Consider the following 20,466-nt stretch of genomic DNA (forward strand, 5'->3'; position numbering starts at 1 on the left):
CGCCCGACACCACCGAACCATCAGGAACATCCATGAGCAACCCCACACCCCGCATCGCCCTGATCGGCGAATGCATGATCGAACTGCAACAACGCGCCGACGGCAGCTTGCTGCAAAGCTTCGGCGGCGACACCCTGAACACCGCCGTGTACCTGTCCCGCGCCTTGGGCGACAGGGGCTCGGTGGATTACGTCACCGCCCTGGGCGATGACAGTTTCAGCGATGCCATGTGCGAGCGCTGGGCCGAAGAAAACATCGGGTTGCAAAGGGTCCAACGCTTGCCTGGACGCCTGCCGGGTCTGTACTGCATCCAGACCGATGCGGCGGGCGAGCGGCGATTCCTCTACTGGCGCAACGAAGCGGCGGTGCGCGAGTGTTTTACCACCCCGGCCGCCGCACCTATCCTGGCCGCATTGCCGGATTACGATGTGCTGTATTTCAGCGGCGTCACCCTGGCGGTGCTCGGGGAGCAGGGGCGGCGCAAACTCATCGAGGCCCTGATCGAGGCACGGCGCCGCGGCGCCCAGGTGGTGTTCGATAACAACTACCGACCACGGCTCTGGGCCTCGGTCGAGGCAGCCCGGGCGGCCTACCGCAGCGTGTTGCCCTACGTCGAGCTTGCGTTGTTGACCGTGGATGACGAGCAGGCGCTGTTCGGCCATGTCGATGACGAGGCGGTATTCGCTGCGTATGCGCAATTGGGCACGCCGGAAGTGGTGCTCAAGCGCGGTGCCGAGGCCTGTTTGATTCGTTGCGATGGGCAATCCTATGAAGTGCCGGCCGTGCGGGTCGAGCGTGTTGTCGACACCACGGCGGCAGGGGATTCCTTCAGCGCCGCGTACCTGGCGAGCCGCTTGCTGGGCGATAGCCCGGTGGACGCGGCCGAGGCGGGGCATCGGTTGGCGAGCCGGGTGATCCAAGTGCCGGGGGCGTTGATTCCCAGGGACTAATGGAGCGTCGATACACACCTGTGGGGGCAAAGTTTGCCTGTGGGAGCAAAGCTTGCTCGCGATGAACGATAACGCGGAAGTTCTGAAGAACTGCGTCGCCTGGATCGCGAGCAAGCTTTGCTCCCACAGGCAAGCTTTTTTCCACAGACCGGCTCCGCTGACAAAGCGACCGATCAATCCCGGTAGAACACCTGCACCAGGTGATAGCCGAACTTGCTCTTGATCGGCCCGTGCACCACCCGCAGTGGCTTCTTGAAAATCACCGCATCGATTACACCGACCATCTGCCCCGGCCGCACTTCGCCCAGGTCGCCGCCGCGTTTGCCCGAGGGGCAGGTGGAGTATTTCTTGGCCAGTACATCAAACGCTTCACCCTTGGCGATGCGTTGCTTGAGCTGTTCGGCTTCTTCGACGGTTTTCACCAGGATATGGCGGGCTTGGGCTTTCATTGCAGCGGTGACCTGAAGGGTGCGACGGGGCGGCGATTATGCCTCAAGTCAGCTGCCATGGTTGATCATCCGCCGAATCTTGTTAGCCAGCAGATCGAGGCTGAAGGGCTTGGCGACCATGTCCATGCCCTGCTCGAGGAAGCCCTGGCGTTCGGCGGCTTTCTGCGCGTAACCGGTCATGAACAGCACTTTGAGCCCCGGGCGGTGCTGGCGGGCGATTTCCGCCAGTTGCCGGCCATTCATGCCCGGCAGCCCGACGTCGGTCACCAACAGGTCGATGCGTTGCTCCGATTCCAGCAGGGGCAGTGCCATCACGGCGTCCTGAGCCTCGAGGGCGGTGTAGCCCAAAGTCTTCAACAGGTCGAGCACCAACATGCGCACGGCGGGTTCGTCTTCCACCAGCAGTACGGTTTCCCCGGCAATGGCCGGTGATACGTCGACCGTCTCTGGCGTCTCGGGTGGCTGGGCCGACGAAACGTGCAAGCGCGGCAGGTACAACTGCACCCGCGTGCCTTGGCCCGGCACACTGTCGAGGTTGAGGTGCCCACCCGACTGCTGGGCAAACCCATAGATCATCGACAAGCCCAGGCCGGTGCCCTGGCCGATGGGCTTGGTGGTGAAGAACGGGTCGAAGGCCTTGGCCAGCACGGCGGGGGTCATGCCGCTGCCATTGTCGCTGACGGCGATCATCACGTAGTCGCCGGCCTTGACCGGTTCCAGGGTGTTGATGTCGGTGCCGTCGAGATAGACATTGGCGGTTTCGACGATCAATTCGCCACCCTCGGGCATCGCATCCCGGGCGTTGATCACCAGGTTGAGCAGGGCGTTTTCCAACTGGCTGGCATCGGTGCTGACCGGCCACAACTCATTGGCCAGTTGCAGGCGCAGCACGATGTGATCGCCGGTGGTCCGGCTCAGCAGGTCTTCGAGTGAGTGCACCAGCTCGTTGGCGTCCAGCGGCTTGCGGTCCAGGGACTGACGGCGGGAAAACGCCAGCAACCGGTGGGTCAGGGCCGCGGCGCGATTGGCCGAGGACACTGCCGCTTCGGTGAAGCGGCCGATCTCGGCGGCACGGCCAGCAGCAATGTAGCGTTGCATCAGGTCGAGGCTGCCGAGAATGCCGGTGAGCATGTTGTTGAAGTCATGGGCAATGCCGCCAGTGAGCTGGCCCACGGCTTCCATTTTCTGCGCATGGCGCAAGGCTTCTTCGGCGCGCTCGCGTTCGAACATCTCGCTTTGCAGCCGATGGTTGGCCTCGGCCAGTTGCTGGGTTCGAGCGATGACCCGTTCCTCCAGCGTTTCGTTGAGGTTGCGCAGGGCTTCCTCGGTTTTCCGGCTCTCGGTTTCGTCGATCACAAAGATGTAGAAGCCATTCACCGCGCCGTCCGCACCGTGGCGCGGCAGGTAGTTGATCAAGGAATGGCGCGGGCGACCGTCGCGATGGTCCGACTGCACAGCGAAGCTGCACGGCTTGCCCGCCAGGGCGTCGGCAATCTGCTGGGCGCGGGCGGCATAGGCCTCATCGCCGAGCACTTCGCGGATGGTCTTGCCGTAGAGCTCCTGCGGAGTCATGCCGTACCAATCCAGGTAGGCGCTGTTGTTCAGCCGGAAACGTTCCTCACGATCCACGTAGCTGATGAGGATCGGCATGGCGTTGATGATCAGTTGCAGCTCGGTCTGGCTTTGGCGCAGGGCCTGCTCGGTGCGCTTGCGTTCGGTCAGGTCCAAGGCCGCGCCCAGGAAACGCTTGGGTCGGCCGTGGCGGTCCTTGTAGCAACGGCCACGCACGTACACCCAGCGCAACTCGTTGTCGGGCTGTAACAGCCGGTATTCCTCGGCGTACTCGGTGCCGTGGGTGATGCAGTGCTTGATGCTGCGGGCAACCATCGCCCGGTCTTCGGGATGCACGCCTTCGAGGTAGGCGCTGATGGGCAGTTGTCGCGAGAGGTTCGGATCGACGCCGTGCAACAGGGCGAAATGCGCATCGGCAATAAAGCGGTCCTCGCTGATGTCCCAATCCCAGGTGCCCAGAGCGTCGGCGGCGGCCAAGGCCAGTTGCAGGCGTTCTTCGCTTTCGTGCTGGGCCTTGAGGCTGGCCTCGGAGCGCCGTTCGAACTCCATGGCCAGGCGGCGGCGTTCGCTGGTCTCGATGGCGGTGACCAGGATGCCGGCGACACTGCCGCTTTCGTCACGCACCGGGCTGTAGGTCAGGTCCAGCCAGACATCGCAGAGGCGGCCGGAGAAAGGCACGCGCCATTGCTGGTCGCGACAGGTGTGGGTGTGGCCCTGCAACACGCGCTGATAAATTCCTTCGGTCACGCCTTTGAGTTCGGGCCATGCTGCGTGGGTCGGCTGGCCGAACGCCCGAGGATGTTTGTCACCGGCCAATCGGCCAAAGGCGTCGTTATAAAGGTGGGACAGCTGCGCGCCCCACAGCAAGGCCATGGGCATGGGCGAATGGACCACGATGTCCACGGCGGTGCGCAGGCTCTGGGGCCAGTCCCGGGCAGTGCCTAACGGGGTCTGGGCCCAGTCCACCTGGCTGACCAGGCGTTGTGTATCGCTGCCGGCGGGTGTCGCGTTCATCACGCACTCCCTGCCTGTCGTGTCTGTACCACGGCGTCTACTATCCTTTGAGGAAGGTAAGTGCGAGTGGGGCTGAAAGATTTCATGTTCGGCTCAGCTTGTTTCATTGATGTCTCGCGGAAGTTTCAGTCCATGGAAATCGATCCGTTGTTGCGAATCCTGGCGAGCCAGAATGGTTCCGACCTTTACATGTCCACGGGCGCGCCGCCATGCGCGCGTTTCGAGGGGGTAATCAAGCCCTTGGCTAACGAGGCCTTCAAGGTCGGCGACATTGCCCGGCTCGCCGAGTCTTTGATGGACGCCGAACAGCGCCTTGAGTTCGATCGGGAATTGGAAATGAACCTGGCGATTTCCCTGGCGGGCGTCGGGCGGTTCCGGGTCAATATCTTCAAGCAGCGCAACGACGTGTCCATGGTGATCCGCAACGTCAAGCTGGATATCCCGCGCTTCGAAGACCTGAAACTGCCCCGGGTGTTGTTGGACACCATCATGCAGAAACAGGGCTTGATGCTGTTCGTCGGTGCGACAGGCTCGGGCAAGTCGACCTCCCTGGCGGCGCTGATCGATTACCGCAATCGCAACAGCAGCGGTCACATCATCACCATCGAGGATCCGGTGGAATACATCCATCGGCATAAGAAATCCATCATCAACCAACGGGAAGTCGGTGTCGACACCCGCAGTTTTCATGCCGCCCTGAAGAACACGTTGCGCCAGGCACCGGACGTGGTGCTGATCGGCGAGATCCGTGATCGGGAAACCATGGAGCATGCCCTGGCTTTCGCCGACACCGGGCACCTGGTGATTTCCACCTTGCATGCCCATAACGCCAACCAGGCCTTGGACCGGGTGATCAATTTCTTCCCGGAAGAACGCCGGCCGCAGTTGCTGCACGACCTGGGCAATAATCTCAAGGCCTTCGTTTCCCAGCGTCTGGTGCGCACCCGCACTGGCCAGCGGCGGGCGGCGGTTGAGGTCATGCTGGGCTCACCCACGGTGGCCGACCTGATCCGGCGCAACGAACTGGGCGAGCTCAAGTCCATCATGGAGAAGTCAGAGGAACTGGGCATGCAGACTTTTGACCAGGCGCTGTTCAACCTGGTGGTCGAAGGGGCCATCGAAGAGGAAGAAGCGCTGAAAAATGCCGACTCGGCGAACAACCTGCGATTGCGTTTGAAGCTGCACAGCGAGTCGGGCGCGGCGGCGCCGGCTGATCCGTCGGCGGGTGAGTGGGGGTTGATGGATTGAGCGCTTCTGTGAGAACAACGCTTGTAGGAGCAAAACCTGTGGAATCAAAACCTGTGGAATGAAAACCTGTGGGAGCAAAGCTTGCTCGCGATGAACGATAACGGGGTAGGTCTGAAGAACCGCGTCGCCAGCATCGCGAGCAAGCTTTGCTCCCACAGGCTTGGCTCCCACCAGTTTTTACTTCCTACAGGCCTGAGATTTTGACGGTCAGCTCGCCAGCTCAGGCCGACCGCGAAACTGCTCCAGCGCCCCGGGGTTGGCCAAGGCATCGGTGTTCTTCACCGCCTCGCCATGCACCACATTGCGCACCGCCAACTCCACCACCTTGCCGCTGATGGTCCGCGGAATATCAGTGACGGCGAGGATCTTCGCCGGCACATGCCGTGGTGTGGTGTTGGCCCGGATGACCTGGCGGATTTGTTGTTCCAAGGCCTCATCCAGCATCACGCCATCACGCAGGCGCACGAACAGCACCACCCGCACATCACCCTGCCATTGTTGGCCGATGGCGACGCTGTCCAGCACCTGCTCGACCTTTTCCACCTGCCGATAGATTTCCGCCGTGCCGATGCGCACACCGCCCGGGTTGAGCACGGCGTCGGAGCGTCCATGAATCAACAGGCCGCCGTGAGGCAGTTCCTCGGCGTAGTCACCCTGAGCCCATACCCCGGGGAACTGGGTGAAGTAGGACGCGCGAAGTTTTTCCTGCCGAGGGTCGTTCCACAAACCAATGGGCATCGCCGGGAAATGCCGGGTGCACACCAATTCACCTTTTTCACCGATGACCGGCGTGCCGGCCTCGTTCCAGACCTGCACGGCCATGCCCAGGCTCTTGCCCTGCATCTCGCCCCGGCGCACCGCTGACAGCGGGTTGCCATTGATGAAGCACGACACAATGTCGGTGCCGCCGGACATCGAGGCCAGGCAGACGTCGGGCTTGAAGTCCCGGTACACGTAGTCGTAGCTATGGGGCGCCAGTGCCGAGCCGGTGGACAGGAGGGTTTTCAGGCTGTCCAAGCGATGCGTCTGCCGCGGCTTGAGGCCCTCGCTTTCCAGGGCCGCGAGGAATTTGGGGCTGGTGCCGAACACGCTGATGCGCTGCTGATCGATCAGGTCCAGCAAGCGCTCGGGGCCAGGGTGGAACGGCGAGCCATCGTAAAGCACCACCGCGCTGCCCACGGCGAGGGCCGACACCAGCCAATTCCACATCATCCAGCCGCAGGTCGTGTAGTAGAACAACCGATCCTCGGGGCCGAGGTCGACGTGCAGGCCATGTTCCTTGACGTGTTGCAGCAGCACGCCGCCGGTGCCATGGACGATGCACTTCGGCACGCCGGTGGTGCCACTGGAGTACAGGATGTACAGCGGGTGGTCGAACGGGACGCTGACGAATTCCGGTTCGCCACCGTTTCGGTAAAAATCGTTCCACAGTGCCACGGCGGCCGAGGTCTTGAAGTCCTCGACGTGGGCCTCAGGCTGGGCATAAGGCAGCACGATCAATTGCTGCAATGATGGCAATCGTTCAAGGATCTCGTTGATCTTGGGCCGCTGGTCGATGGTTTTCCCGGCATAGCGATAACCCGCGCACGTGATCAACACCTTGGGCTCGATCTGGCCAAAGCGGTCGATGACGCCCTGGGTGCCAAAATCCGGCGATGAGCACGACCAGATGGCGCCCAGGCTGGTGCTGGCGAGCATGCCCACCAGGGTCTGCCAGGTATTGGGCATGCAGGCGGCAACCCGGTCGCCCTGGGTGACGCCGGCGGCTTGCAGGCTTTTTTGCAGGCCGGCGACATGGGCGGCGAGTTCGGCCCAGGTCAGTTGTTCCTGGCCGCCATTTTCGTCCAGCGCTACCACTGCGATGGCGTCATCGCGACGGCGCAGCAGGTGTTCGGCGAAGTTCAGCGTGGCGCCCGGGAACCATTGGGCGCTGGGCATTTGCGCACCTTCCAGCAATACCGCCTCGGGGGCTTGGTGAAAGCGAATTTCGAAGAAGTCGACGATGGCCTGCCAGAAGGCCCCGCGCTGGTCGATGCTCCAGGCATGCAGGGCGGGGTAGTCGTTCAGTTGCAAGTGATGCCGCGCGTTGACGAGCCGGCGAAAGGCGTTCATGCGCGACTGGGCGATGCGTTCGGGACTGGGTTGCCAGAGGATGTCGGACATGGGGTGCCTCTTGTTTTTCTGTATACACAAACTATAGAGCGACCCCATCTTGTGGCGAGGGGATTTATCTGTGGGAGCAAGGCTTGCCCGCGATGAACGAAAACGCGGTTTTGCTGTTAAACCGCGGAGCGGCCATCGCGGGAAAGCCTTGCTCCCACAAGTCGGGGATAAATCCCCTCGCCACAAGGGATCGCAAGGGATTTACTGCGCCAACCACCCACCATCGATATTCCACGCCGCGCCCCGCACCTGGCTGCCGGCTTCACTGCACAGGAACAGCACTAGTTCCCCCAGTTGCGGCGGGGTGACGAACTCCAGGGACGGTTGTTTCTCGGCCAACAGGTCGTGCTGTGCCTGTTGCGGGTCGACGCCCGTGGCAATGCGATCATCGATCTGTTTTTGCACCAGCGGCGTCAACACCCAGCCCGGGCAGATGGCATTGCAGGTCACGTTGCTGGTGGCGGTTTCCAGGCCGACCACCTTGGTCAGACCGATGACTCCATGCTTGGCCGCGACATACGCCGCCTTGCCCACCGAACCGACCTGGCCATGTACCGAAGCGATATTGACGATCCGTCCCCAGCCCTTGGCCCGCATGCCCGGCAGGCTCAGGCGGGTGGCGTGGAACACCGAGGACAGGTTGATGGCGATGATCGAATCCCAGCGTTCCACGGGAAAATCCTCCACGGCGGCGACGTGCTGGATCCCGGCGTTGTTCACCAGGATGTCCACGCCGCCGAACTCACGCTCGGCGTAGGCGAGCATGTCGGCGATCTGCGCCGGGTCACTGACATCGGCCGGGTGATGGCCGACCTTGCCGCCGAACTGTTTGACCTCGGCGATCACCGCCGAAGCATCGCCGAAGCCGTTGAGGATCAGGTTGGCGCCGGCCTTGGCCAGGCTCAGGGCGATGCCCAGGCCGATGCCGCTGGTAGAGCCGGTGACCAGGGCAGTCTTGCCCGAAAGAAGGGTTGTCATGGGAAGCCTCATACAATGCCAGTGGCGTAGAACACACCGATCACGAAGAACACCGCGAGGGTCTTGATCAGCGTAATGCAGAAAATGTCTTTATAGGCTTCGCGGTGGGTCAGCCCGGTCACCGCCAGCAGGGTAATCACCGCGCCGTTGTGGGGCAGGGTGTCCATGCCGCCGCTGGCCATGGCGGCCACCCGGTGCAGCACTTCCAGGGGAATGTTGGCGGCGTGGGCGGCGCTGATAAAGGTCTCGGACATCGCCGCCAAAGCGATGCTCATGCCGCCCGAGGCGGAGCCGGTGATGCCCGCCAGCAGCGTGACGGTCACCGCTTCGTTGACCAGCGGGTTGGGAATGCTCTTGAGCCAGTCGGCCAGTACCAGGAAGCCCGGCAAGGACGCGATGACGGCGCCGAAGCCGTATTCCGACGCAGTGTTCATCGCCGCCAGCAATGCACCGCCCACGGCGCTCTTGCTGCCTTCGGCCAGCTTGCTGCGAATGGCCCGGAAACCGAACAGCAGGACCATGATGATGCCCACCAGCAACGCCGCCTGCACCGCCCAGATCGCGGTGAGCTTGGCGATGTCGCTGGTCACCGGGGCGGTCATGCCCGGCAGCGCCAGGCTGTGGGTCTTGCCATACCATTGGGGAATCCACTGGGTGAACAACAGGTTCATGAGCCCCACCGCCAGCAGCGGCGAAACGGCGATCCAGGGGTTCGGCAGCTTGATGTCTTCGGCGGTTTCCGGCTCGTTGCGCAGCTCGGTGCCGTAGCCTTCGCCCACACGCTGGGCCTTGTTGCGCTGGCGTTGCAGGAACAGCATGCCGAGGCTGAACACGAAGATCGTACCGATCACGCCCAGCCAGGGTGCGGCCCAAGCGGTGGTGTTGAAGAACGTACTGGGGATGATGTTCTGGATCTGCGGCGTGCCGGGCAGGGCGTCCATGGTGAACGAGAACGCGCCGAGGGCGATGGTGGCCGGGATCAGCCGCTTGGGAATGTTGCTCTGGCGGAACATCTCGGCGGCGAACGGGTACACCGCGAACACCACGACGAACAGCGACACGCCGCCATAGGTCAGCACGGCGCAGACCAGCACGATCACCAGCATGGCCTGGCGCGTCCCCAGCAAGCGAATCGCCGCGGCGACGATGGAGCGGGAGAATCCCGACAACTCGATCAGCTTGCCGAACACCGCACCGAGCAGGAACACCGGGAAGTAGAGCTTGATGAAGCCGACCATTTTCTCCATGAACACCCCGGTGAAGGCAGGGGCGACGGCGGACGGGTCGGTGAGCAGGACGGCACCGAGGGCGGCGATGGGGGCGAAGAGGATAACGCTGTAGCCACGGTAGGCGGCGACCATCAGCAGCGTGAGAGCTGCCAAGGCAATGATCACACTCATGGTGTGTCTCCTGGATTGTTATTGTTGTGGTGAAGCCGTGGCGGGGCTATAGCGAGTTTTGTGCCAGGTGTGTAACTAGCTGAAATATAAGGGTTTTGTTTGTGTTAATAGGGGTGGGTTGAAAGATTTGTCTCTAGTTGGAGATTTTTAGGGGCTGGGCTGGCCTCATCGCGAGCAAGCTCGCTCCCACAGGTTGACCGGGTATTCCAGGAAAACCCCAGTCCCCTGTGGGAGCGAGCTTGCTCGCGATGAGCGCGAAGCGCTCCCCAAGCAGCAGTCTATTTTTAGAGAAGCAGTCTCTTTATTGAGACTCCGCAATCCCCAACGCCACCATCTTCTTGTACAGCGTCGACCGTCCCAGCCCCAACCGCTCGGCCGCTTCGACCACCTTGCCCCCGCATTGCGCGAGGGCGGTTTCGATTAGCTGCCGGTCGAAGCGCGCCCGAGCCTGGCTGAAGGTTTCATGGGGCAGGGGTTCGATGCTCACATCCGCTGGCCGCGCCATCGGCGTGAAAGTTCCGATGGCCGCGCGGATGTCCGCTGCCGTGAGCACCAGGTCATCGCTGAGCAGCGCGGCTCGTTCCAGCACGTTGCGCAGCTCGCGGATGTTGCCCGGCCAGGCGTGTTGCCGTAGCAGGACGAGGGCGGCGGGGTTCAGTTCGTGCTGGCTGCGCAGCTCTTCCAGGATCGCTTCGCTCAAGGCCGGCAAGTCATCCAGGCGCTCGCGCAACGGCGGCACCTGGATCGGCAGCACGTTGAGGCGGTAATACAGGTCGGCGCGGAACTCTCCGCGCTTGATCGCCGCTTCCAGGTCCATGGAGGTGGCGGCGATCACCCGCACGTCGCTTTGCAGCACCTCGTTGGAGCCCACCGGTTCGTATTCCTTTTCCTGGAGCACGCGCAGCAGTTTGCTTTGCAGCGGCAGCGGCATGTCGCCAATCTCGTCGAGGAACAGCGTGCCGCCCTGGGCGATCTGCAGCTTGCCGGCGCGGCCCTTGCGGTCGGCCCCGGTAAACGCCCCCGGTGCGGTGCCGAAGAATTCGGCTTCCAGCAGCGATTCAGGGATCGCCGCGCTGTTGATGCTGACAAACGCCTTGTGCGCCCGCGGCGAAGCGCTGTGGATGGCCTGGGCCAGCAGTTCCTTGCCGGTGCCGGTTTCGCCGAGCAACAGCACCGGCGAATCGGCGCTGGCGCTGCGTCGGGCACGGCGCTTGACTTCAAGGCCGGCGTTGCTGGTGCCAATGAAATGGGCAAAGTTGTACTTGGTCTGCCGTGCCCGCAGCAGCGAGCGGGTGGAGGCCAGTTCTTCCTGCATGCTCAGGTAGCGCTTGAGCATCGGCGACAGGCTGCGCAATTCATCGAACAAGGCAAAACCGATGGCACCGATCACCGCGCCGGCGTTGTCGTGGATCGGCAAGCGCATCACCACCAGCGGTTCCTTTGGCGTGTCCTGCATGTCCAGCAGGATCGGACGCCCGGTGCGCACCACTTCCCGCAGCAGGCTGCCGGGAATCACACTCTCGCAGGCCCGGCCAATCGCTTCCTGCGCCGAGTTCAGGCCGAAACGACGGGCGTAGCGCTCGTTCATCCAGACGATATTCGCGTCACGGTCGACAATCACCGTGCCTTCGCTGGACTGTTCGATGATCTCGAACAACGAACGGATCGCCAGCGTGCGCACGCGCTTGTAATCCTTGAGGCTTTCGGTGGGGTTCATCGGCCATTTCCAGGGGGGCGGTCGTTCGGCGGCATTATGCCGGGGCAGGAAGGTTGACCAAAAGTCCCTTCCGACTCGTCATGGTTGACGGCGCAATAAAGTTGTACAGTTTGTTCTTTCTGTACATAAAGGTAGCCAGCGTTCCATGAACACATTCAACCCTCGAAAGCTCGGGCTTTCCAAATGGACGGCCTGTAATCCAATCAACCGAGAGAAGCATTTTCTGGTCCTTCAGCTGCTTTGCGACGAGCAAGGTGCGCCGATCAAGGTCGAATTACAGGCCGTTCACAGTGCCCGCATCGAATGGCTCGATTGGCAGGCCCTGCGTGACAGCACGCGATGGAAAATGGGCTGGCACTGAACGGATACCGTTTGCGAGAACGAATGAAGGCATTATTTAGTTGTACATAAATAAAAACATGTATAACTTTTTGGAGGGTAGTGGCTTAATGATGCCCAACCAAGGCCTTCCCCTTCAGGCAGGTCAGCGGCATGCCCTTAACGTCTCCGGGAGCGGTACCCATGTTCATTCGTACTCGCAAGCATCAGGACGCTTTGCACGACATCCAAGCCAGGCAGGCGAAGCTTGAAGCGGAGCGGGCGGCGCTCCGCGGCTCCATGGCCATCGTGGAGTTCACGGCGACGGGGGAGGTGCTCGACGCCAGCCCGCTTTTTCTGAAGATGACCGGCTATTCTCTCGAAGAGGTGGTGGGTAAGCACCACTCGATGTTTTGCGAGCCGGCCTACGCACGCAGTCCGGAAAACGCGGCGTTGTGGCAGCAGTTGGGGCGAGGTGAAAGCGCCGAGGCTCAGTTTCTACAGCAGCGGCGCGAGGGCGGCGGGATCTGGGTCGAGGCAAGCTATGCGCCCGTGTGCGATCAGGGCTCGGGCGTGCAGCGTATTGTCCAGATCGTGCGCGACAGTCATGAGCGCGTGCTCCGCGCACAGACCGAATCCAGTTTCATGCAGGCGATGGACCGTTCCATGGCGGTCATCGAGTTTGACCTGGGCGGCACCGTGGTACGAGCCAATGACAACTTCCTCAAGGTCATGGGGTATCGACGCGAAGAAGTGCTCGGCCAGCACCACCGGCTATTCTGCAATCCCAGCGAAGTGCAGGGCGAAGCCTATCGCGGCTTCTGGGCTGGGCTGAACCGCGGCCAGTACATGAGCGGGCTATTCCAGCGTGTCGACAAACGAGGCGCGACGGTATGGCTGCAAGCGACTTACAACCCGCTCTACGATGCCAATGGCCGTTTGTACGGGGTGGTGAAATTCGCGACGGACAGCACGCGAGAGGTCGAGCAGCGTCAAACTGAATCAAAAGCGGCACGGCTGGCGTTCGAAACGTCTCGCAAAACGGACCAACATACGCAGTTGGGGACCTCGGTTGTCCAGCAAACCGTGACGGTGGTGCAAAGCATTGCCGATGAATTGCAGCAGGTCGCCATGGGCATCGGTGCCTTGAGCGCGCAGTCCGAGGAGATCGGCAGCATCGTCGATGCCATCCGGGGAATTGCGGAGCAGACCAACTTGCTGGCACTCAATGCGGCCATCGAAGCAGCCCGCGCCGGAGAGCAGGGGCGTGGATTCGCGGTGGTCGCCGATGAGGTGCGCAACCTTGCCCGACGTACCAGCCAGGCCACCGTGGCCATTTCTGATGTGGTCGGCAAGAATCGCGAGCTGGCCAAGCAGGCGGTGAGCAGTATGCAATCCAGTACGCTCAAGGCGGAGCAAGGCGTGAAGCTGGCGAATCAGGCGGGCACGGTCATCCTGGACATCCATCGCGGTGCCCGGCAGGTTGTCGAAGTGATCGGCGAATTTGCCCACGCCATGGATCAGCGGGGCGAGGCCTGATCGCGTCAGGCCCAGCCCGGATGCGCCGCCGCCAACAACTCCTTGGTATAGGGATGCTGGGGCGCGTCGAACACGTCATGGCTGGCGCCTTGCTCGACCACTTTGCCGTCCTTGATCACGATCATGTCGTGGGCCAGGGCGCGGACAACCGCAAGGTCATGGCTGATGAACAGGTAGGTCAGGCCGTGTTTTTCCTGAAGCTGGCGCAGCAGGGCGACCACTTGTTTCTGCACGGTGCGGTCCAGGGCCGAGGTCGGTTCGTCCAGCAGGATCAGGGCCGGCTTGAGCACCAGGGCCCGGGCGATGGCGATACGTTGGCGCTGGCCACCGGAAAACTCATGGGGGTAGCGGTGGCGGCTCTGCGGGTCTAGGCCGACTTCCTTGAGAGCCTGGATCACCTGCGCCTCACACGCCTCGGCGCTGGACGGGCTGTGGACTTCGAGGCCTTCGCTGATGATCTGTTGCACCGACATGCGCGGGCTGAGGCTGCCGAACGGGTCCTGGAACACCACCTGCATCTGTTTGCGCCACGGCCGCAGGGCCTTCTGGGAGAGTTGCTCCAAGGCCTGGCCCTGGAAGTGGATGCTGCCTTCGGATTCGATCAGCCGCAGGATCGCCTGGCCGAGGGTGGACTTGCCGGAACCGGACTCGCCGACGATGCCCAGGGTCTTGCCGCGCTGGATGCTCAGGCTGATGCCGTCCACGGCGCGCAAGTATTCCTTGCGTCGGAACAGCCCACCGCCCAAGGCAAAACTCACCCGCAGGTCGCGGACCTGCAACACGTCTTCGCGTTCGTCCCGAGGCGGGGCCTCGCCTTCCGGTTCGGCGTGCAGCAGCTCGCAGCTGTAGGGATGTTTCGGGGCACTGAACAGGGTTTCGCAGGGCGCTTGCTCGACGATTTCCCCGGCTTTCATCACGCACACCCGCTGGGCAATGCTGCGCACCAGGTTGAGGTCGTGGCTGATCAGCAGCAAGGACATGCCGAGCCGTTGCTGCAAGGACTTGAGCAGCAGCAGGATCTTGCGTTGCACGGTGACGTCCAGCGCCGTGGTCGGTTCGTCGGCGATCAACAGCTCCGGCTCGCAGGCCAGGGCCATGGCGATCATTACCCGTTGCCGCTGGCCGCCGGATAATTGATGGGGATAAGCCTTGAGCCGCTCGGCGGGTTTCTGGATGCCCACCAGGGCCAGCAGTTCCAGGATGCGCTGGCGCGCCGCTTTGCCGCCCAGGCCCCGGTGCAGCATCAGGGTTTCACCGATCTGCTTTTCGACGCTGTGCAGTGGATTCAGCGAGGTCATCGGTTCCTGGAAGATCATGGCGATCCGATTGCCACGTATCTCCCGCAGGGCCGTGGTATCGGCGCCCAGCAGCTCCTGGCCACGGTAGCGAATACTGCCGGTGGTGCGAGTGCCGGTCTCGGGCAGCAATTGCAGGATTGAATGGGCCGTCACCGACTTGCCGGAGCCTGATTCGCCCACCAGGGCCAGGCATTCGCCGGGGCGGATGTCCAGGCACAGGTTGCGCACCACCGTCTGGTCGTTGAAGGCCACGCTCAGGTCGCGGATTTCGATCAGGTTGTCGCTCATCTCAAGGTTCCGCTTCATGGCTGTTTTCAAGATCGTGGATCAAAGGCGTCGCGCAACGCCTCGCCGATGAATACCAGCAGGGAAAGAATCAGCGCCAGGGTGAAAAATGCCGTCAACCCCAGCCACGGCGCTTGCAGGTTCTGCTTGCCCTGGGCGATCAACTCGCCCAGCGATGCGCTGCCGGCTGGCATGCCGAAACCGAGGAAATCCAGGGCGGTGAGGGTGGAGATCGCCCCGGTGAGGATAAAGGGCAGGTAGCTCAGGGTGGCGTTCATGGCGTTGGGCAGGATGTGCCGCATGATCACCTTGCGGTCGGATAAACCCAGGGCCCTGGCGGCTTTGACGTACTCAAGGTTGCGCCCACGCAGGAACTCGGCGCGGACCACGTCCACCAGGGCCAGCCAGGAAAACAGCGCCATGATCCCCAACAGCCACCAGAAATTCGGCTCGACGAAGCCGGACAGGATGATCAACAAGTAAAGCACCGGCAGCCCGGACCAGACTTCCAGCAAGCGCTGTCCGAGCAGATCCACCCAGCCGCCGTAATAGCCCTGCAACGCGCCGGCGGCGATGCCGATCAACGCGCTGATGGCGGTCAGGGCCAGGGCGAACAGGATCGACACCCGCGCGCCGAAGATCACCCGGGCCAGCACGTCCCGGGACTGGTCATCGGTGCCCAGCCAGTTCACCGCCGAGGGCGGGCTCGGGGCTGGTTGGTTGAGGTCGTAATTGGGCGTGTCGTCGCTGAAGGGGATCGGTGGAAACCACAGCCAGCCGCCGTCCTTGTGGATCAGGTTCTGCACGTAGCTGCTGCGGTAGTCAGCCTGGAACGGCAACTGTCCGCCAAATTCCTGCTCGGTGTAGCGCTTGAATACCGGGAAGTACAGCGAGCCCTGGTAGCTCACCACCAGCGGTTTGTCATTGGCGATCAACTCGCCGCCCAGGCTCAGGATGAACAGGCCGATGAACAGCCACAATGACCACCAGCCCCGGCGGTTTTTCTTGAAGCGCTCGAAGCGTCGACGGCCCAAGGGAGACAGCTTGAACATCAGGCGTTCCTCGCGGCGAAGTCGATGCGCGGGTCCACCAAGGTGTAGCAAAGGTCGCCGATGAGTTTGATCAGCAGGCCGAACAGCGTAAAGATGAACAGCGAGCCGAACACCACCGGATAGTCGCGCGAAACGGCGGCCTCGTAGCTCATGCGTCCCAGGCCGTCGAGGGAAAAAATCACCTCGATCAGCAAGGACCCGGCGAAGAACACGCTGATGAACGCCTGGGGAATGCCCGAGACCACCAGTAGCATCGCATTGCGGAACACGTGGCCGTACAGCACTCGACGTTCGCTCATGCCCTTGGCTCGCGCGGTGACCACGTACTGGCGAGTGATTTCATTGAGGAACGAGTTCTTGGTCAGGATCGTCAGGGTGGCGAAGCCGCCGATCACCAGGGAGGTGACCGGCAGGACCAGGTGCCAGAAGTAATCGGCGATCTTGCCCAGCGTCGACAGCGACTCGAAGTTGTCCGACACCAGCCCGCGCACCGGAAACCAGTTCAGCGAGGTGCCGCCGGCAAACATCACGATCAGGAACATCGCGAAAAGAAACGCCGGCATGGCGTAGCCGATGATGATCGCCGTGCTGCTCCACACATCGAATGCCGAGCCGTGGCGCACGGCCTTGCGAATGCCCAGGGGGATCGACACCAGGTAGGTGATCAAGGTTGCCCAGAGCCCGAGGGAGATGGTCACCGGCATTTTTTCCAGGATCAGGTCGGTGACCGTGGCGCCGCGGAAGAAGCTCTTGCCGAAGTCGAGGCGGGCGTAGCTGCTGAGCATCAGCCACAGGCGCTCATGGGCCGGCTTATCGAAGCCGTATTGTTTTTCGATGTCCTTGATCAACTGCGGGTCGAGGCCGCGACTGGCTCGGGAGCTGCCGGTCATCTCACCGCCCGAGCTGCCGACGCTGCCGCCGCCGATGCCTTGCAGGTGGGCGATGGCCTGTTCCACCGGGCCGCCGGGTGCGGCCTGCACGATGACGAAATTCACCAGCAGGATGATCACCAGGGTGGGAATGATCAGCAGCAGGCGCCGCGCGATATATGCCCACATCAATGCGGCCCTCCGGGCGTGCCGCGCCTGAGGCGTTCGGCGCGCATCTGCTCGTTGGTCAGCGGTGTGGTGCTCACTTCCCACCAGCTTTCGATGGCTTCGTCATTGCTGGCCTGGACCTTTGGCATGCCGAAGCGGTTCCACCACACGGTGGAGCTGCCCGGCGGGTAATAGTTGGGGATCCAGTAGTAATTCCATTGCAGCACCCGGTCCAGGGCGTGGGCATGGTGGAGCATGTCGGCTTTGGTCGTGGCCTTGACCAGGCCGTCGATCAGCGTGTCTACCGCCGGGTTCTTCAAGGCCATGTAGTTGTTGGCCCCCGGGTCGTTGGCCGCTGCCGAGCCGAAGTAATTGTAGAGTTCCATGCCCGGCGAAGTGCTGACGGGATAGCCGGTGATGATCATGTCGTAGTCGCGACTCATCAGGCGATTGACGTACTGGGAGGCGTCGATGCGGCGGATGCTCATGTCGATGCCGATCTGCGCCAGGGTTCGCTTGTAGGGCAGCAGCAGGCGGTCGATACCGTTCTGGCTGTTCAGGAAGGTGAAGCTCAGCGGTTTGCCCTCGGCGTTCACCAAACGGTCGCCGTCGGGTTTCCAGCCGGCCTGTTCCAGCAAGGCCAGGGCTTGCAGTTGTTTGTCGCGGATCACGCCGCTGCCATCGGTCTTCGGGGCCTGGAAGACCTGGGTGAAGACTTCGTCGGGAATCTGTCCGCGCAACGGCTCGAGAATCGCCAGCTCGCCGGCGTCCGGCAGTTTGCGGGCGGCCAGGTCCGTATTGGAGAAAAAACTCTGCTGACGCACGTAAAGGTTGCGCATCATCTGGCGGTTGCTCCATTCGAAATCCCAGAGCATGGCCAGGGCCTGGCGCACGCGGCGGTCCTGGAATTGCGGTTTTTGCAGGTTGAAGACAAAACCCTGGGCCGTCTGGGGCGCCTCTTTGGCCAGGTGGGCCTTTTGCAGGCGCCCGTCTTGCAGGGCCGGGCCGTCATAGCCAATGGAATAGCCGGTGGCGGAGAATTCGCGATTGTAGTCATAGGCGCCGCCGCGCAGCACCTGGCGGGCGACATCGGTGTCGCCGAAATATTCGATGCTGAAATGATCGAAATTGTAGAGCCCACGACTGACCGGCAAGTCCTTGCCCCACCAATCGGCATTACGTTCGAAGGTGATGCTGCGTCCGGAATCGACCTTGCTCACTCGGTAAGGACCACTGCCCAGCGGGGCCTCGTAGCCGCCGCCGTTGGCGAAATCGCGGGTCTTCCACCAATGTTCGGGAAAGACCGGCAGGGTGGCGATGTCCAGGGGCAGCGTGCGGCTTTCGTTGTTCTTGAAGTTGAAGCGCACGGTCCGCGCGTCCTCGACCACGACATCCTTGACCGCCGCGAACTGGGTGCGATAGCGCAGGCTGCCTTGGGTCATCAACAGCTCGAAGCTGTAGCGCACATCCTCGGCGGTGATGGGCTTGCCATCGGCGAAGCGGGCCTTGGGGTTCAGGTAGAAGCGCAGGGACAGGCCATCGTCGGCACGCTCCATCTTCTGCGCCACCAGGCCATAAACGGTATAGGGCTCGTCCAGCGAGCGCTGCGCCAGTGGCGAATACAGCATCCCGTCGACCTGACTGACGCCGATGCCTTTGTCGATGTAGGGCAGGATGTGGTCGAAGTGGCCGATCTCGATGGCCGAGCGGCGCATGGTCCCACCTTTGGGGGCCTGGGGATTGGCGTAGGCGAAGTGGCCGAAGCCTTCGGCATATTTGGCGGGTTCGCCATAGACGGTCAGAGCATGTTGCGGCGCTGCATCGACGCCGCAGGCGCCTGTCAGCAGGACCACGGCAGTCAATAGCAGTGAAGGGAACGCCAGTCGCATTGTCAGCCTTAAAGCCGGGTGATCGATGACACGATTTGTACGCGAGCTGCGCCTGAATCGCCAGCCCTTGTGGCGAGGGAGCTTGCTCCCGCTCGGGTGCGCAGCAGCCGCCAATGGTTGGGCCCGCTTCGCAGTCCAGCGGGAGCAAGCTCCCTCGCCACAATGAATCACATCACCCTTGAGTGAAGGGTCTCTGTACCGGAATCAATCCTGGCGGCTGGTGACTTCCAGCAGGTGGTAGCCGAACTGGGTCTTGACCGGGCCCTGGACCGTGTTGATCGGTGCGCTGAACACCACCGTGTCGAATTCCTTGACCATCTGGCCCGGACCGAACGAACCCAGGTCGCCGCCCTGGCGGCTGGACGGGCAGGAAGAGTTGGCCTTGGCGATTTCGGCGAAATCCGCGCCGGCTTCGATCTGGGCCTTGAGTTCGTTGCACTTTTCTTCGGTGGAAACCAGGATGTGGCGGGCAGTGGCTTTGGCCATGGGGCAAAATTCCTTTCGATGTATTTAAAGGTGTCGAGCCTACCGGATTCATCGACGGGGTGTTGTCAAAATTGCGTCAAAACCGTCGGCCCGGCGATCAAAGGCCGGCTTTGCGCAAGCGCTCGGCGTGGCGCAGGTAAAGCGCTGTGGGGTCTGTTCCCCTGCATGCCTTACCACTTCCAGGGTTGATGGCTTCCATGTGGTCCATGGGATAGTCGGAGCGAATGACCTTGCCCAAGTGTGAACTGAAACGTCCCACCAGGCCGTCGTTCTGCCCGGCTTCAGTAATGAAGTATTCGGAAAAGGCGCGGCAGAAAACCTGTAAAGGCTCCGGTTCTGTATCCGTCGACTCTCGCAACGTGCCGCTCCATGAGTAGTAGCGCACACCGTTGACCTTCTCCGGACCGTGTCCGCCCCAGTGCTTCGGCAGGCCCTGGGGGTATTTGTCATTGAAGGCGCCCACGCCCTCTGTGGTCAGTGCTGCCAGCGCGGCGACCGCGGCCGATGGTAACTGAGGCTGGCCATTGAGCAATGAGATGAAATCGGCGAACAGCGTGGCAATGCTTCTCGCCACATGCCCTGGCAATCGCCCGGGGGTAAGGGCCTTTTCCAGAAAGTCGGCCAATTCGGAGCCGTGGTTGGGGCCGCTGACCGAGGTGACCGAGGCCACCTTGTCGGGTGCCAGCGCGGCGGCATACCGGGCGGCCAACGCCCCCTGGCCGTGGCCGATCAGGTTGACCCGGGCGGTACCGGTGCCGGCCAGGACCCGATCGATCTGCGCCAGCAGTTGTTCGCCCCGGGTCTCGTTGGAATGGGTGGCTGACAAGTACGGGATGAACACCCGGGCACCGCCTGTACGTAGAGCCTGTTTGATGTCATGGAAAAGTTCGAAGCCGCCGATCCTGTCAAACCCGAACAACCCATGGACCAGCAGGATGGGAAATTGAGTAGTTGCATTCCTTTGCATGTTCGTACCTTTTTCGAAGAGGTTCACCTTGAATTTGCGACTTAACTCTAATGCAGGCTCGTCATGGGCGGTGTAGGAAGAGGCCGCTACGATCAAGGGAAACC

Annotated in this window: 16 protein-coding genes; 4 read left to right on the forward strand and 12 right to left on the reverse strand. The window is 62.3% G+C overall.

Translation table 11 applies throughout. The annotated features are described in order from the left end of the window. The first annotated feature begins 32 nt into the window (after positions 1-32). The gene (locus J3361_RS01940) at positions 33-950 is read left to right on the forward strand and encodes a sugar kinase (RefSeq protein ID WP_207961915.1); all 918 of its coding nucleotides are present in this window, start codon (positions 33-35) and stop codon (positions 948-950) included. 173 nt (positions 951-1,123) lie between these two features. Here J3361_RS01940 and J3361_RS01945 read toward each other — a convergent pair whose 3' ends face one another. Both J3361_RS01945 and J3361_RS01950 read right to left on the reverse strand, forming a co-directional pair. Beyond that, the gene (locus J3361_RS01945; protein WP_207961918.1) at positions 1,124-1,399 is read right to left on the reverse strand and encodes a peptidylprolyl isomerase; all 276 of its coding nucleotides are present in this window, start codon (positions 1,397-1,399) and stop codon (positions 1,124-1,126) included. A gap of 48 nt (positions 1,400-1,447) precedes the next feature. Further along, positions 1,448-3,985, reverse strand: coding sequence for a PAS domain-containing protein (locus J3361_RS01950; RefSeq protein ID WP_207961922.1), 2,538 nt, complete (start codon positions 3,983-3,985; stop codon positions 1,448-1,450). 132 nt (positions 3,986-4,117) lie between these two features. On the opposite strand from J3361_RS01950, the gene J3361_RS01955 reads away from it, so the two are divergent. Beyond that, the gene (locus tag J3361_RS01955) at positions 4,118-5,233 is read left to right on the forward strand and encodes a PilT/PilU family type 4a pilus ATPase (RefSeq protein WP_207961924.1); all 1,116 of its coding nucleotides are present in this window, start codon (positions 4,118-4,120) and stop codon (positions 5,231-5,233) included. 207 nt (positions 5,234-5,440) lie between these two features. Here the strand turns inward: J3361_RS01955 and J3361_RS01960 are convergent, their stop codons facing one another. The 4 genes from J3361_RS01960 to J3361_RS01975 all read right to left on the reverse strand — a co-directional run bounded on the left by J3361_RS01960 (position 5,441) and on the right by J3361_RS01975 (position 11,491). Further along, complete coding sequence (locus J3361_RS01960) at positions 5,441-7,396, reverse strand: acetoacetate--CoA ligase (protein ID WP_207961926.1); 1,956 nt, start codon at positions 7,394-7,396, stop codon at positions 5,441-5,443. Positions 7,397-7,597: 201 nt separating this feature from the next. Beyond that, complete coding sequence (locus tag J3361_RS01965; protein ID WP_207961928.1) at positions 7,598-8,374, reverse strand: 3-hydroxybutyrate dehydrogenase; 777 nt, start codon at positions 8,372-8,374, stop codon at positions 7,598-7,600. Positions 8,375-8,382: 8 nt separating this feature from the next. Next, a complete protein-coding gene (locus J3361_RS01970) occupies positions 8,383-9,774 on the reverse strand; it encodes a GntP family permease (protein WP_207961937.1) in 1,392 nt (463 codons plus the stop codon). A 301-nt stretch (positions 9,775-10,075) separates the two neighbouring features. Beyond that, positions 10,076-11,491: a sigma 54-interacting transcriptional regulator gene (locus J3361_RS01975; protein WP_207961946.1), complete on the reverse strand. Its 1,416-nt coding sequence runs from the start codon at positions 11,489-11,491 to the stop codon at positions 10,076-10,078. A 145-nt stretch (positions 11,492-11,636) separates the two neighbouring features. On the opposite strand from J3361_RS01975, the gene J3361_RS01980 reads away from it, so the two are divergent. Together J3361_RS01980 and J3361_RS01985 are read left to right on the forward strand one after the other, a co-directional pair. Further along, on the forward strand, positions 11,637-11,852 hold the full coding sequence (locus J3361_RS01980; protein WP_207961948.1) for a TIGR02450 family Trp-rich protein: 216 nt from the start codon (positions 11,637-11,639) through the stop codon (positions 11,850-11,852). Positions 11,853-12,013: 161 nt separating this feature from the next. Then, positions 12,014-13,348 carry a PAS domain-containing methyl-accepting chemotaxis protein gene (locus tag J3361_RS01985; protein ID WP_207961950.1) on the forward strand — a complete coding sequence of 445 codons (1,335 nt, stop codon included), beginning with the start codon at positions 12,014-12,016 and terminating at the stop codon, positions 13,346-13,348. A 5-nt stretch (positions 13,349-13,353) separates the two neighbouring features. On the opposite strand, the gene J3361_RS01990 is transcribed toward J3361_RS01985, so the two are convergent. The 6 genes from J3361_RS01990 to J3361_RS02015 all read right to left on the reverse strand — a co-directional run bounded on the left by J3361_RS01990 (position 13,354) and on the right by J3361_RS02015 (position 20,362). After that, positions 13,354-14,934: an ABC transporter ATP-binding protein gene (locus J3361_RS01990; RefSeq protein WP_207962379.1), complete on the reverse strand. Its 1,581-nt coding sequence runs from the start codon at positions 14,932-14,934 to the stop codon at positions 13,354-13,356. Between the two features lie 26 nt (positions 14,935-14,960). Beyond that, positions 14,961-15,983, reverse strand: a complete 1,023-nt coding sequence (locus tag J3361_RS01995; protein ID WP_207961959.1) for an ABC transporter permease — start codon at positions 15,981-15,983, stop codon at positions 14,961-14,963. After that, positions 15,983-17,041 (reverse strand): microcin C ABC transporter permease YejB, encoded by a 1,059-nt coding sequence (locus tag J3361_RS02000; protein ID WP_207961961.1) that lies wholly within the window; start codon positions 17,039-17,041, stop codon positions 15,983-15,985. Before J3361_RS02000 ends, J3361_RS01995 begins: the two co-directional genes overlap by 1 nt. Beyond that, on the reverse strand, positions 17,041-18,909 hold the full coding sequence (locus J3361_RS02005; protein ID WP_207961963.1) for an extracellular solute-binding protein: 1,869 nt from the start codon (positions 18,907-18,909) through the stop codon (positions 17,041-17,043). Before J3361_RS02005 ends, J3361_RS02000 begins: the two co-directional genes overlap by 1 nt. A 204-nt stretch (positions 18,910-19,113) precedes the next feature. Then, on the reverse strand, positions 19,114-19,395 hold the full coding sequence (locus J3361_RS02010) for a peptidylprolyl isomerase (protein WP_207961964.1): 282 nt from the start codon (positions 19,393-19,395) through the stop codon (positions 19,114-19,116). Positions 19,396-19,492: 97 nt separating this feature from the next. After that, positions 19,493-20,362, reverse strand: coding sequence for a triacylglycerol lipase (locus J3361_RS02015; RefSeq protein WP_207961966.1), 870 nt, complete (start codon positions 20,360-20,362; stop codon positions 19,493-19,495). Positions 20,363-20,466: the final 104 nt, after the last annotated feature.

This window comes from Pseudomonas sp. OA65 (assembly GCF_017498305.1).
GTDB classification, from domain to species: domain Bacteria; phylum Pseudomonadota; class Gammaproteobacteria; order Pseudomonadales; family Pseudomonadaceae; genus Aquipseudomonas; species Aquipseudomonas zanjanensis.

Excerpts from the sequence above, each read along its gene's own strand:
- J3361_RS01940 (WP_207961915.1), top strand. The coding sequence starts at position 33 with ATGAGCAACCCCACACCCCGCATCGCCCTGATCGGCGAATGCATGATC.
- J3361_RS01945 (WP_207961918.1), bottom strand. The coding sequence starts at position 1,399 with ATGAAAGCCCAAGCCCGCCATATCCTGGTGAAAACCGTCGAAGAAGCC.
- J3361_RS01950 (WP_207961922.1), bottom strand. The coding sequence starts at position 3,985 with ATGAACGCGACACCCGCCGGCAGCGATACACAACGCCTGGTCAGCCAG.
- J3361_RS01955 (WP_207961924.1), top strand. The coding sequence starts at position 4,118 with ATGGAAATCGATCCGTTGTTGCGAATCCTGGCGAGCCAGAATGGTTCC.
- J3361_RS01960 (WP_207961926.1), bottom strand. The coding sequence starts at position 7,396 with ATGTCCGACATCCTCTGGCAACCCAGTCCCGAACGCATCGCCCAGTCG.
- J3361_RS01965 (WP_207961928.1), bottom strand. The coding sequence starts at position 8,374 with ATGACAACCCTTCTTTCGGGCAAGACTGCCCTGGTCACCGGCTCTACC.
- J3361_RS01970 (WP_207961937.1), bottom strand. The coding sequence starts at position 9,774 with ATGAGTGTGATCATTGCCTTGGCAGCTCTCACGCTGCTGATGGTCGCC.
- J3361_RS01975 (WP_207961946.1), bottom strand. The coding sequence starts at position 11,491 with ATGAACCCCACCGAAAGCCTCAAGGATTACAAGCGCGTGCGCACGCTG.
- J3361_RS01980 (WP_207961948.1), top strand. The coding sequence starts at position 11,637 with ATGAACACATTCAACCCTCGAAAGCTCGGGCTTTCCAAATGGACGGCC.
- J3361_RS01985 (WP_207961950.1), top strand. The coding sequence starts at position 12,014 with ATGTTCATTCGTACTCGCAAGCATCAGGACGCTTTGCACGACATCCAA.
- J3361_RS01990 (WP_207962379.1), bottom strand. The coding sequence starts at position 14,934 with ATGAGCGACAACCTGATCGAAATCCGCGACCTGAGCGTGGCCTTCAAC.
- J3361_RS01995 (WP_207961959.1), bottom strand. The coding sequence starts at position 15,983 with ATGTTCAAGCTGTCTCCCTTGGGCCGTCGACGCTTCGAGCGCTTCAAG.
- J3361_RS02000 (WP_207961961.1), bottom strand. The coding sequence starts at position 17,041 with ATGTGGGCATATATCGCGCGGCGCCTGCTGCTGATCATTCCCACCCTG.
- J3361_RS02005 (WP_207961963.1), bottom strand. The coding sequence starts at position 18,909 with ATGCGACTGGCGTTCCCTTCACTGCTATTGACTGCCGTGGTCCTGCTG.
- J3361_RS02010 (WP_207961964.1), bottom strand. The coding sequence starts at position 19,395 with ATGGCCAAAGCCACTGCCCGCCACATCCTGGTTTCCACCGAAGAAAAG.
- J3361_RS02015 (WP_207961966.1), bottom strand. The coding sequence starts at position 20,362 with ATGCAAAGGAATGCAACTACTCAATTTCCCATCCTGCTGGTCCATGGG.